The organism is Ferdinandcohnia sp. SAFN-114, assembly GCF_059415045.1.
In genome coordinates, this window is record NZ_JBPFDQ010000122.1 from 1 (window position 1) to 12,136 (window position 12,136).

At 33.0% G+C, this 12,136-nt stretch carries 15 protein-coding genes; 9 read left to right on the top strand and 6 right to left on the bottom strand.

From position 1 onward, the window contains the following. Positions 1–112: 112 nt before the first annotated feature. From ACR65M_RS24670 to ACR65M_RS24690, 5 genes are all read left to right on the top strand, one after another. Complete coding sequence (locus tag ACR65M_RS24670) at positions 113–688, top strand: type II toxin-antitoxin system PemK/MazF family toxin (protein WP_440274675.1); 576 nt, start codon at positions 113–115, stop codon at positions 686–688. A gap of 688 nt (positions 689–1,376) precedes the next feature. Next, a complete protein-coding gene (locus ACR65M_RS24675; protein ID WP_440274676.1) occupies positions 1,377–2,210 on the top strand; it encodes an abortive infection family protein in 834 nt (277 codons plus the stop codon). Between the two features lie 359 nt (positions 2,211–2,569). Further along, entirely contained in the window at positions 2,570–3,289 is a 720-nt protein-coding gene (locus ACR65M_RS24680) for a hypothetical protein (RefSeq protein ID WP_440274677.1), read from the top strand. Between the two features lie 37 nt (positions 3,290–3,326). Continuing rightward, the gene (locus ACR65M_RS24685; protein ID WP_440274678.1) at positions 3,327–4,478 is read left to right on the top strand and encodes a helix-turn-helix domain-containing protein; all 1,152 of its coding nucleotides are present in this window, start codon (positions 3,327–3,329) and stop codon (positions 4,476–4,478) included. Positions 4,479–4,485: 7 nt separating this feature from the next. Then, entirely contained in the window at positions 4,486–5,091 is a 606-nt protein-coding gene (locus ACR65M_RS24690; RefSeq protein WP_440274679.1) for a hypothetical protein, read from the top strand. A gap of 136 nt (positions 5,092–5,227) precedes the next feature. Here ACR65M_RS24690 and ACR65M_RS24695 read toward each other — a convergent pair whose 3' ends face one another. The 5 genes from ACR65M_RS24695 to ACR65M_RS24715 all read right to left on the bottom strand — a co-directional run bounded on the left by ACR65M_RS24695 (position 5,228) and on the right by ACR65M_RS24715 (position 7,457). Then, positions 5,228–5,668, bottom strand: coding sequence for a hypothetical protein (locus tag ACR65M_RS24695; protein WP_440274680.1), 441 nt, complete (start codon positions 5,666–5,668; stop codon positions 5,228–5,230). Positions 5,669–5,769: 101 nt separating this feature from the next. Further along, positions 5,770–6,261 carry a hypothetical protein gene (locus tag ACR65M_RS24700; RefSeq protein ID WP_440274681.1) on the bottom strand — a complete coding sequence of 164 codons (492 nt, stop codon included), beginning with the start codon at positions 6,259–6,261 and terminating at the stop codon, positions 5,770–5,772. A 138-nt stretch (positions 6,262–6,399) separates the two neighbouring features. Then, positions 6,400–6,549 carry a YvrJ family protein gene (locus ACR65M_RS24705; protein WP_440274682.1) on the bottom strand — a complete coding sequence of 50 codons (150 nt, stop codon included), beginning with the start codon at positions 6,547–6,549 and terminating at the stop codon, positions 6,400–6,402. A gap of 81 nt (positions 6,550–6,630) precedes the next feature. Further along, positions 6,631–6,858: a hypothetical protein gene (locus ACR65M_RS24710; RefSeq protein ID WP_440274683.1), complete on the bottom strand. Its 228-nt coding sequence runs from the start codon at positions 6,856–6,858 to the stop codon at positions 6,631–6,633. Beyond that, on the bottom strand, positions 6,855–7,457 hold the full coding sequence (locus ACR65M_RS24715; protein WP_440274684.1) for a hypothetical protein: 603 nt from the start codon (positions 7,455–7,457) through the stop codon (positions 6,855–6,857). Before ACR65M_RS24715 ends, ACR65M_RS24710 begins: the two co-directional genes overlap by 4 nt. A gap of 506 nt (positions 7,458–7,963) precedes the next feature. Here ACR65M_RS24715 and ACR65M_RS24720 point away from each other — a divergent pair. Then, positions 7,964–8,932 (top strand): site-specific integrase, encoded by a 969-nt coding sequence (locus ACR65M_RS24720; RefSeq protein WP_440274685.1) that lies wholly within the window; start codon positions 7,964–7,966, stop codon positions 8,930–8,932. A gap of 532 nt (positions 8,933–9,464) precedes the next feature. Here the strand turns inward: ACR65M_RS24720 and ACR65M_RS24725 are convergent. After that, a complete protein-coding gene (locus ACR65M_RS24725; protein WP_440274686.1) occupies positions 9,465–10,145 on the bottom strand; it encodes a hypothetical protein in 681 nt (226 codons plus the stop codon). 174 nt (positions 10,146–10,319) lie between these two features. Between ACR65M_RS24725 and ACR65M_RS24730 the strand changes: the two genes are divergently transcribed. Genes ACR65M_RS24730 through ACR65M_RS24740 form a run of 3 tightly spaced genes read left to right on the top strand, consistent with a single transcriptional unit; the run spans position 10,320 to position 11,792 of the window. After that, positions 10,320–10,853, top strand: a complete 534-nt coding sequence (locus tag ACR65M_RS24730) for a sigma-70 family RNA polymerase sigma factor (RefSeq protein WP_440274687.1) — start codon at positions 10,320–10,322, stop codon at positions 10,851–10,853. Next, a complete protein-coding gene (locus ACR65M_RS24735; protein WP_440274688.1) occupies positions 10,853–11,560 on the top strand; it encodes a hypothetical protein in 708 nt (235 codons plus the stop codon). Before ACR65M_RS24730 ends, ACR65M_RS24735 begins: the two co-directional genes overlap by 1 nt. Before the next feature lie 52 nt (positions 11,561–11,612). Continuing rightward, positions 11,613–11,792 (top strand): hypothetical protein, encoded by a 180-nt coding sequence (locus ACR65M_RS24740; protein ID WP_440274689.1) that lies wholly within the window; start codon positions 11,613–11,615, stop codon positions 11,790–11,792. Positions 11,793–12,136: the final 344 nt, after the last annotated feature.

Genomic DNA, 12,136 nt, shown 5'->3' on the forward strand with positions numbered 1-12,136 from the left:
AGTAAGTAAAGCACTTAGAGTCCCCAGTATGTAGTGTATTAAATGAGGTAATAAATCAGTTAAATTACTACAGAAACCTAACGGAGTGTACCATAAACAAGGAGGAAAAGTCTTGGCAAGCGATAAACAAAAGCTTTCTGACACAATTGATTCAGCATTTGCAGCGTTAAAACAGGACCTAATGTACTTTTACGACAAGGATCCTGAGTATGCAAAAAAAATGGTAGAATGGTTCCATGAAATGGGTGTAAAAAATAAAATCATCCACTCCTTCAAGAATAATGTCAGCAAACCCGACAAAGAAATGGCTCGTCGAAGGCGATCAAAGGTATATTATATCGATTTCGGAGTGAATGTGGGGTCAGAGTTCAATTATCCCCATTTCTGTGTAGTGGTAGCTGAATTTAAATACACCGCTGTTGTAGTACCTTTATCAAGTGTAAAAGATGCAGATGAAGGTGGTTGGAAAAATGATGAGGAAAATCTATACATTGAAATAGGAGAGGTTGAAGGATTCCCGAATGAAACAAAGGACTGTTACGCTGTTGTAAGTAAAATTCAGGAAGTAAGCAAACAGCGTTTAAGTGATTATCGTATCCCTGGAACGAAGCAGTTTGTTCCTCTCAAACTTAATGATACTCAAATGGATAAAGTGGATAAAGGTATCATTAAAATGTGCACAAAATAGCTGAGTTTTTTCCACATACTTACCCAAAAAACAGTAATTCCAGAAAAAATCTTGTTTTTTTAGGAATAATCTCTTATAATTAGGATAGTAATAAAACAAGGCCCTTGCGCCGACTTGAATTTCAAAGGCTATACGCCGACTTGAAAAGGCCTTTTGCGCCGACTCGAATTAAATTTACGAAACCACCTCATTATTACTGAGGTGGTTTTTTTGTCCTCTTTTTTCTTATCTTGAAATACTTAAGCCCTTAAAGGGCTATTTAAGACAGGAAAGGTTCTCAATGCACTTCCTTTAGATAAGTTACGAGATTAGGATTGTTCCTCCCACTATAACCTCTATAGCATTAGACCCTCTTCCTTTACTCTCTTTCCATTGCTTAAGTAATGACTATTAGTCATTTTTTTGGTAACCGGTAGACGTTCGGAAGGTATTCTGAAAAATATAGATAGTTTATAATAAAGGATTAAAGGTGGTCTACATACATATCAGCGATAAAGACAGGTTTATTCAGATAAAATATTTCGTATGAATAAATTAGAGTAAATATTGGAACGTTGCGTTGTTCAGCAGGAATACTTAAGTATGATTTGCTGACGCATCCTAAAAAATATCATGCGTCTATGAAGATAGACGTTTTTTGGGTCCTAGCTAACCAATCAAATTCTTAATAGAAAAGGGGAACCCCATCGTGACAAAAAAGGTACCATTAACGGATGAAATTGTATTTACTGTTGCAGATCTAGTAGATGATGCTCAACAGCCAACAAGAGAGCCAAGTCATTCAGAAATTGAATTTCAAATAAATCGATATAACTTGCAAAAAGGCGATCCAAGAAGTCAGGGATTAACAGTAGGCAAAGCGAAAAGAATTAGAGCAGTATTAAGTTGGGCAATGGAAACAGATCATGAAGCAGGAGAAAAGCTTGTAGCATCCTTAATTTCCTTGATTAAAGCAAGAGGGGGATTCAGAGAAACATCTAAAAATTATGTTGGAAAAGAAGCGATTATAAATGCACAAGTAGCTTTTAAAGAGGAAGGATTTGATTTAAGTAAAGAGGGAGATTTACGAGTCCTTGTCCTAGATAACTTATCTGATTTGGAAAAAGAAGATGCATTGAGGGCTTACATTAGAAGAGCAAAAAAGGGGGCAGAAGACGCGGCTTTATTAGCTGGAACTGGAAAAGACCTTTTGGAAGCTGTATCAGCTTTTATTTTAACTAAATTGTGGGGGGACTATCCTCAGACTTCGAACTTTCCTACATTGTTAGGACAAACGTTTACTGCTCTTGGATTAATCACGTCTAAACAAAACAATAATCAATCCAACAGAAAAGCACATCAAAGGTTCGAGGCGAGTTTATATGAGTTAGGATGTTCTGTAAACATGTTACGAAATAAGGAAGGTACGGGGCATGGTCGTCCATTTTTACCAACATTAACGGAAGGTGAAGCAAAGGCAGCTGTTGAAAGTATGGGAATGATATCAGAGTTTCTTATGAATAAATTGAAGAACGTTCAATAATTTTTCCCTCTATTTCTGTTTGTTTTCGTATATATTTGTTTTTTGTCTAAACTAACATAAAATATTATTACATTACGCACTTGCGTAGAATATGCTGCGTTCTGTATTTATGTAAATGCCCCGAAAACTCTGTTTGCAGGTTTTTTACTTTATTCCGTAAAAACCTTTCATAAACCTAGAAAAAAGCGTTCTTCAAGCTGGAGAGCGTTTTTTAACATATGTGCAACATTCATTTTCATTTGGAATTTCATTAAACTGACATTTTATCTAAAAAAAGAAACTACACTTGACAAAATTAACTAAAAAAGTAAAAATAATTTACATACAGGATTAAATTGGAATGTGGGAGAGTGAAATCTTTGAACAGCATTATAGAAAAAGAATTCTCATTAAATAAAAAGATTTACGAGTTGCTTTTTAATGGCATTAAAAATGGCTTGAAAGATTTTTATGATCAAAAAGAGCAAAGTAAATGGCCGTTCATTAATTATCCTACAGCAAAGATTACACACCCATGGGTAAGAATTGTTTGTATAAACAATGCAATTATTCAGCTTGTAAAGGAAAATCCTGAACTCGGAATTAGATGGGATATAGAATCTATCGGATCTTATCAATACATTATTTTGACACTTGAAAAAGAAAACATAAAGATGACAATTAGTTCTGTTGAAAATGCAGGTGACCTTCCAAATGAGAGTGAGTATAGAGCTGACTTAGCAATTGGGAATGACCGATTAAATCCGCAGCAGACATTATTCGAAATATCATTCGATAAATCGTTACCAAAAGCATTAACCCTAACGTATAACGGAAAAAATGGAGCAACTCCTGAATTTGTTCGATTAGGTGCAACAACTTCCAATCAGGATATGTGGATTTACCAGTTAGATATTGTGGAAGCAATACATACTATTACATCAGAGACACAACAAGAGGAATCATCTGTATCAGCATTACCGTTTAAAGAAGATGTACAAAAACCTACTGTTAAACTAAAAGTTGATATTCAAAGTGATACAGATGAAGAGGACATTCCACTTCCTTTCAAAAAGAAGCGCGAGGATGAGGCTAAATAACCTTTTGTTAATGCAAGTCAAAAGGAGTTATGAAAAAATGAGTTCTTTAAATATATTTAGTCCTAAACGATTAAAAGAGGCTAGGATGTCACGAGGTATGACAATTACAGAATTAGCTGAAAAGGTGGGTGTGACAAAACAGGCTATATCACAGTATGAATTAGGTCAATCCAGCCCAAAAGCTGAAACGTTAATGTACTTGGTTAATACTTTGGATTTTCCTAAAGTCTACTTTTACGGTCAGGATGAAGAAGAAGCAACTGGGAATACGTTTTTCAGAGCTTCTTCTAGAACATCTCAAAAACTAAAAGAAATGCAACGAATTCGAGTAAAATGGGTTGCGAAGATTCATTCTTATTTAGAACAATTTATTGACTTTCCCAAGTTAAACCTTCCTGATACAACAAGGTTTGAAGATAACGAATGGGACATTTTAACGATAGAGGAACTAGCAATTTTGACAAGAAATTATTGGGGATTAGGAGATAAGCCTATTTCAAATATGGTAAATTTGCTCGAGAAAAATGGTATTGTGGTTACCGCACTTGAAATAAATGACAATAAGATTGATGCGTTTTGTCAGACTAGGGAGAAACGTACGATTATCATTCTGGGAGATGATAAAAAATCTGCTGCAAGGAGAAATTTCGATTGTGCCCATGAACTAGGACACTTGTTAATGCATCATCACATAATTGATGATCAAGAGCAATTATCTAGAGAAGAATTTAAACGTATGGAGGCCCAAGCTGATCGTTTTGCTTCTGCGTTCTTATTGCCGAAAGAAGCATTTATAAAAATGGTGGTATCACCTAAATTAGAACATTTTAGAGACTTAAAAAAGTATTGGAAAGTATCTATGGCAGCTATGATTCGTAGATGTTATGACTTAGGCTATATTAGTGAAAATCAATATACTTATCTTAATAAACAAATGGCTTTCCGGAAAATGAAGAAGAAAGAACCTCTTGACGACGTATTAAAAGTACCTTCCCCTACTTTATTATCAAGAGCTATTGAATTGATTTTAGAACACGGACTGAAGACTGAAGAACAGCTAATTATTGATTTGCAGCTATCACAGAAAGATATAGAAATGCTTTCTACCCTAAAGCCAGGGAGGTTAAATCCCAAAGTTAGAAACATTAATGATCAAGTGGTAACTATTAGTATAAAAGAAAAAGATTAGAGATTTTTTGATACGGGTAGCAGATATTTTCTTACTGGCAATGGAGAGAGGGGTTATTTTGGGTATACCTGCAATACTATCGGTAGTAACTTTTTTAATAGGAATCGTTGTGAGTGGAAAAGCTTTATTATCCAAGTCTGAACTGGAACAAGTATTCCTAACTCATGAACAGAAAATTAAAATGTATTATTATAAACTGTTCGGCTTATCAGGATTAATTGCATTTCTTGTAGGAGATCTTTATGTTTTGTGGAGCTTAACTATAAATAAGAAAACAGCAGAAACTGCTAACTGGAGTTTTGCATTTGCACTAGTATTTGTCATATTTATTTGTGGTTTGATATCTTTAGGAACCATAGAGAAAATAGTCCAGAATTTTTTCATAAAACATCATTTTAAATATAAAGTAAACCTAATAGATTATGGGGAAGTGTATATTCTTAGGATGATGAATGCGGAAATTTGTATATGTTCTAAAGATCCTAATGCAAATTTTATTAGGAATAATGTGGAGTCAGTACTTGTTAAGTTAGATGATTTAATTCAAACACCGCTTATTAAGGAAAAAATTGATAAACCTCATAAGTCTTTTTGGCAAAAAGTATTTGAATAAGTTAATTGCTTACTTAATTAATCTAATCTCTGGATTGTTCTTACATACATATAATTTATTTATAAATGAAATAAAGGGCTGTCCGAAAAGTCTTTGAAATGTGACTTTTGAGGAAAGCTCCTTTTTTGATTTAAAATTATTTTTCTTTCCATTCTAGGTCTTCATTTTCGATAACTTCTTTTAATAAATTATCACCAGTAATTTTATAGAATTCGTCTCCAATTTGAGCATTACCATCACCAAATACAATACCTTTATTACCTTTGTTTGTAGTTAAAAACAGGTTATATTCAGTGCCAGGTAGAAGTTTACTTTTTCTTTTGAGTTTCATTTCGGAGGGCTCTTCTAAGATTCTATTGATTGCATTTTCATCTGTAATTGTAGCTGATTTACGAACATAACCTTCATCCTCGTTGTTGACTCGCCAATCGATTTCAATGGAAGTTACTTTTTCATCCTCGTCTAACATTAATGATATAGCCTCTTGGTAATTGGTAGTATTGTTGATTTGAATAAAGGTGAAAATTGCGACAACAATAACTATAAGGAGTGGTAATGCAATTAGGATTTTTTTCAAAGTGAATTCCTCCTGTTTTCTAGGATACTATTACTTTTTTATATCATATTTAGGAGGAAATGGAAATCCCAAGTGTGTTGTATACTTGGGATTTCCTATTTTTATAGAGTCATCCATACACCACTTGCAGTTTGTACTCTTTTAACAACATATGTGCCGCTGATACTTCCGCTAGAAGGACCTTGGATAAAACGAATTTTTTTGCCATCAGACATTGTATCTTCGAGAAAAAGAAATTCGATTTCGGCTGCTTTGTAATTGTTGTTTCTTAAGAAAGGTAAAATATCGTATGTTAATATTCGAGCTCCTCCAAAAACGACATCGGCTCTTCGTCCTCTTTCAGAGGAAGCGATGTGTTCCATAATATCCCACAATGTATATCCGATACTTAACTTAGCTACCCCTAAGGCACCAAAAAGAATGGACAGAGCAGTTCCAGAGATTGGATTGAATAAGTTTTGTGCAAGAGTAGAACTAAGTTTTGAACGGAAAGTGTCGTAAGCCGCGAACTGGGCATCATAAATTTCTTGAAACTGTGCTAATGTTCCTGTGATTCGAGCTGTATATTCTGTTGAGCGTACATAACTTGCCATAAATTAAACATCTCCTTGTTTTTTAAAAATTTTTTGATTAAAGAGTAATCTCCAAGTAAAAACCTGCGCAGTTTTGTTTTGACTTGATGTTATATAAAGAGGGAACAAAGGAAAGAAAACAACCATTTTGCAAAAAAATTATAATTTTTTGTTCATGAATTGTTGCAGTTGTGAAATTGAATCTGTTAAACTATCAATTTTTTTCTCAAAACGCATTAACAAATAAAGAGCAATAACCACTGGAAAGCCAAAATTTCCAAGTATACCGACAATTTGGGGGACATCCATTTAAAACACCTCCTTTTTAATTAAAGTGAAAAACAGGGGTTATAAACAACCACAAGCAAAGAAAAACGAACTAACCAGAGGTTAGCTCGCTGTGCGATTTTTATTGAAATTTTTATAGAAATCTTTAAACGTTGGAGGGGTTTCGATTTTTTCGAGATAAACAGCTTCAACAACTTTTAATTTAATCTCTTGCTCTAAATCATCGCGTTCATTTTTATGAGTATTTAATAATGATTTCTTTATTTTCGGAGTCATTATAAATAACGCCTCAGCTAAAATTTCTTTCACATCGATATTTTGATATTTCATCTATGATTCTCCTCTTTGTATGCTGTTATTATTTTTGAAAGGGCTTTTCTTTTTATTTTCCCTATGTTTTGCGGTGTATCTCCGTAAAGCTTGGATACGTCGATCTGTTTCATTTGGTCAATGATAGTAAATTTTAAAACTTCTAGTTCTTTTTTAGTTAATTTATTGAGGGTTTTATATAGAACATCGTCTTCTACTAAATCAAAAATAGAAGGATTGCTTTCAGTTATAGGTATAAAAGTTTGGTTTTGATTATTGATTAGATATTCCATCATACTTGTGGAATTGCTTTCTTCATTATTTATAGGCTTGTCTAAGAGCAAGAGGAACCGGTTTTTTTGTGCCCTTCTTTGTTTATCAAAATCATTTGAATAATGATAAGAAAGGGTAGAGATGTATTTGATAAGTCTGTATAAGAAAAAGTGTTTAGAAAAACGCTTGTCCAACTCTAACGAAGCTTCCTCTGAACCTTGAACAACAGATTGTTCTAAAAGCAATGCATTTTCAGGTTCGTTCAAAAAACTTTTTACGATTGGTTCGGATAAAAATTCAGCATTTTGGTTCTTATATTCCCTTAAACTTTTGTAATTTTTAGTCAATAAAACCACCTCCTGATTATAAAGTGATTTAAGGAAGAAAAAAACAACCAAAAACAGAACGTTTGTTCCTATATTTTAGCATATTTTCTCCATAATAGGTGTACCGCCAACATTTTGTAAATGTTGTACACTAAGCAAAATTCAACACGAAAAATGCCAAATACCTATACGTTAAGGAATTTGGCTTCAGTTAGGTGTAGCGCTAGGATTTTGACAATTTACAATATTAAAAGGATAAAATCTACTATATCAAGGTTTTTGAAGTTTGTATCATTAAGGTCTAATCTATTAAGATACTTTTCCATGTCAATTATGGATAATGATTGGTAAATGCATGAATTTACTTTTAAAAATACATTTTTTCAAACTTTTCATAGAATTTCGTCTGATTCATTAATATCTAAAAAAATCATACATTCATTTCGAACATGAATAAGGTACAATAAAACTAGCAATCTAACTATCGATAAACCATATTATCAATAATTAGAAAGGAAGAAAAATCCATGACTCTAGAATTGAAAAAGTTGGAAACAACATCCCTTTCCACTGAAATTTTAGAATTGCAGAAAGAAGCAAAAAATCACTTAGTCAATTCAAAATCTGAAAATACAAAAAGAGCATATCAAAATGATTGGAAACAATTTTCCAATTGGTGTGAGAAGAACGGATTACAGGAACTACCTGCAGATCCTGAAACGCTCGTTTACTATATCACATTTTTAGGAAGAAAATTTAAAGCTTCCTCCATTAAAAGGAAAATGGCTGCTATCTCTCAACGTCATGAAACTGCTGGTTATCCAAGCCCCACCAAAACGGCTCTTGTGAAAGGTGTATGGGATGGAATTCAACGAAAGATTGGAATTAAGGAAGTAGGAAAGGATGCACTTTGGCTTGAGGAACTTAGGCAAGTTGTTCAGGCCATTCCCCAGAACAAACTAATCGGAGTACGGAATCGATTCATGTTAGTTATCGGATGGGCTGGAGCTTTACGAAGAAGTGAATTGGTTCAGTTAAATATCGAAGATATCTCAATTACTCGCGATGGATTAATCCTTCATTTAAATAGAAGTAAAACGGATCAAAAAGGGGAGGGGCAAGAGATTGCACTTCCATACGGAAGTAACCCACTTACGTGCCCCGTTCGTAGTTATGAAGATTGGTTGACTACATCCAGCATTTCTGAAGGTCCGGTTTTTCGACGTATTGATCGACATGGGAATATTATGGGAAGGTTAACTCCTCAATCGGTACGGTTGATTGTAAAGGATTGTTGCGAAAAAGTAGGATTGAACCCAGATAGATATGGAGCTCATAGCTTAAGAAGCGGATTTTGTAGTACAGCTGCGAAGGCAGGAAAACCAGAGCATCAAATTATGAGGCAGACCAGGCATAAACGAAGTGATTCGTTACAAAGATACATAAAAAAGGCAAATTTATTTGAGGATAATGCAGCAAGTGGTATTGGTTTATAATAAAGGTCACAAAATTATAAAAAATTACAAGGCCGTAGATAGACGGTCTTTTTATTTGGGAGTTTATTCACGTTCAAAATTTAGAAACCGGAAACATATATTAAACAAAGAATAATTGGGTTTATTTTCACGATTCAATTCCACTTAGTTTGTGAATCTCGGTATTCCCGAATATAAAAGATCACCCTCTTTTTAAAGTCCCTTTTAAGTACTCTGATATAGTTTTTTAATAAACAAAAAAAGTCGAATTCGCCTATTAAAAATGAAGGAGAAATACTCAGAATAAATTTGTGACATAATAAAAAATGTTTAGAAAACGCTACATTTTGTAACGAGATATCTTGAAGGAACTTAAAGTTAAGGCAAAAAAACACTAGAATCTGAAATACTTTAATCCCATAATAAAAGGGGCTTCCCCTTTTAGGTATAGCCCCAATTTTTTAAGTGATTTTGCAATAGTATAGTTATAGAGTTTAACCCGGTTAGACGTGTTGTTTACCCCATGCTCTTACCATTTTATATACAGCTATTATCACTGTGTAATAACTCTTCCTTCTTTATAGACATATGCGTAGTGATTATTTGCTTTAGATACACTAAACTTTACAGTTGCGAATTGCTTAATCCCGATGTCTACTCCACCATTGGAAGTAGTAGTGCCGTAATCATAGAAATCTCCATTTACAATCCAAAAAATTCTTGCTGCAGTTTCTAGGTTAGAATATACAGTGCCACTATATTGTTTAGAGTATCCATAATAATCTCTATTCATGCCGACATTTAAGATTTTAACAATCCCCCAATAACCGCCTCCTTCACTTGTTTGAACATAAAATCTTAAAGAAGGTTTATAAAAAGAATTAACCGTAAATTGGGCACTTATTGTACGATATGTAGCTGCAGTTACTACTGCGTCCAATGAACTTGCAGAAAGAGAACTACCAAACTTTGATTGATTTGGTGCAAAACTTGCTTTAATTTGGTTTGCTGCTTCCGATTTAGTGATGCCTTCATTAATAGAAATTTCATTCACCAATTCATCAAAAGTTAGCACTTCACTAATTTCTGTATTTGAATCTGGATTCAATACATTTGTTTCACCAATAATAGTTCCATCGCTATTACTTTCCACTTCATTTGCAAAAGCGCCTTGTGAAAACATAAAAATAGAACCTAAGACTACAAGAGTTACAAAAATTTGCTTAAATGTCAAAAACATCCCTTCTTTCTAAAAATTTACTTTTATTATAATCTATCAAAAAATGGAAAACAAGTATAATTTAAAATATTATGAATTTTTAGTAGATTAATATTTTTTGTTCTTTTGAACCGTTTTATTATTATTTATCGTCTATAGGATAGAGGTTATTTAGGAGGAGTATGATAAATGCAGCCAATCCGCAGAGAAAATTACAGCTCTGATGAAGAATTACTGGAAAATCTTATTAATTTATACGCAGAAAGCATTAAAAAATTATTATTTACTTATGTACAAGATTGGACAATTGCAGACGACTTAGCACAGGAAACCTTTATTTCTTGCTATAAGAGTCTTAAGCATTTTCGGGAAGATAGCTCATATAAAACTTGGCTATATAAAATCGCAATAAATAAATATAAAGATTATACAAGGAGTAAATGGTATAAATTGGGGTTTATACTCGAATTTTTTAAAGAAAAGGATACTATTCGAGTTAGCTCAGTAGAAGAAAGTCTAATTGGAAAAGAAGATGCGATGTTTCTATCCCAAAGCGTTTTATCCTTGCCACCTATCTATAGAGAGGTCATCATTCTTTATTTCTATGAGGACTTAAACTTACATGAGATTGAAGAGATAACTGGTGTCAAACAAGAAACTTTAAAAACCCGTTTACGTCGTGCGAAAGATCGTCTACGAAAAGTTATGGGAGGAGACGTTTAATGGACAAAACATTAATGAAATTAAAAAATTGTTTGGATGATACTATTCTAAAGTATGGAAAATTGTCTACTGATGATAAGAAAAGGTTATATAATGCTAGTATCAATCATGGTCGGTACAAAAAACGAGACTATTTTCCCAAAATTGCATCAGTCATCTTAGTTTTGACCTTTTCAATAGTTTTTGGTAATTTCATTATTCAAAATTTAAAAAGTGATATTACAGACACAAACAATGTAGAAACTACTCAATTATTGACCCCGAATAGTCAAATGATGTCTGAGCTTAAAATCGGTGTTGTGGGTAAATCACCCGAAGTAGAAGAAACAAATGTACAGTTTGAAGAAATTGATTTAAACGAAATAACTAAAATGGATTTAAGAGTCAAATACGACGGAATTATTATAATGAAGGATTTCTTATCAGAAGCAGCCCAGCCTCAATATGCTGAAATCTATAAAACTTCTGGTGTTCCTTTCTTTTTCATTCAGTCTGAAAAATCTTATTTACCATTCACTGAAGAAGAAATTGAATATGATGGATTTCCAGATTCAAATACGCAAGATTATGCAACAGGTTATTATCAAAACGGAGATAATACAGAATTTTGGGGATTTGGTCTCTACAACGATAAACAAACAGATAAAAATGTAAAAGACGTGTACACAAGAATTTTCAAAACGATTTCTAACATTGAAGATAAATAATTAGCCCTTCCATTCTAATTACTTTATTAATAACCTCAAGCAGGGGCCCTTATTGGGGCAAATCATTACTAAATTTTTTAATTACTTCTATACACTAAATTTTGCACAGGACTTATCCGGTGAGGAACAAATTGAATGGTTTAATGTATTGAACCTAGCTGGAAGGCGAGTTCCTGAAATCCAAATGAAGCTTACTCGTTTACAAATAAAAAGATTGGATTTTTATAAATAATATGCGAATATTTTCCTAGATAAGTTAGAGCTTGTCGGATACGATCATTTGTTTATTCAAAAAAACACAGAGGTTTCCGTCCCTTTAGCCACATTAAAACCAGCTTTTGAAATTATTCTTGGTAAAAAACAACACTTGCCCAATTACAGTCCTATTCCAACATGCAAAAGAAAATGTTATCAGTGATATGGACATAGATGATCTAAGAAAGTGTTTTGAAATGATTTTAAACGGTTTAGATAGAGCTTTGAATTTTATTAATGAAAATAATGATACTATGTCAAGAAAATAGACACAGATTTTTCTACCGCGCTTTCGCTTGGTAGCCTTCATAAAAAAGTTTA

Coding starts and splice junctions, on each gene's coding strand:
- ACR65M_RS24685 (WP_440274678.1), top strand. CDS start 3,327: ATGAGTTCTTTAAATATATTTAGTCCTAAACGATTAAAAGAGGCTAGG.
- ACR65M_RS24700 (WP_440274681.1), bottom strand. CDS start 6,261: ATGGCAAGTTATGTACGCTCAACAGAATATACAGCTCGAATCACAGGA.
- ACR65M_RS24705 (WP_440274682.1), bottom strand. CDS start 6,549: ATGGATGTCCCCCAAATTGTCGGTATACTTGGAAATTTTGGCTTTCCA.
- ACR65M_RS24710 (WP_440274683.1), bottom strand. CDS start 6,858: ATGAAATATCAAAATATCGATGTGAAAGAAATTTTAGCTGAGGCGTTA.
- ACR65M_RS24720 (WP_440274685.1), top strand. CDS start 7,964: ATGACTCTAGAATTGAAAAAGTTGGAAACAACATCCCTTTCCACTGAA.
- ACR65M_RS24730 (WP_440274687.1), top strand. CDS start 10,320: ATGCAGCCAATCCGCAGAGAAAATTACAGCTCTGATGAAGAATTACTG.
- ACR65M_RS24735 (WP_440274688.1), top strand. CDS start 10,853: ATGGACAAAACATTAATGAAATTAAAAAATTGTTTGGATGATACTATT.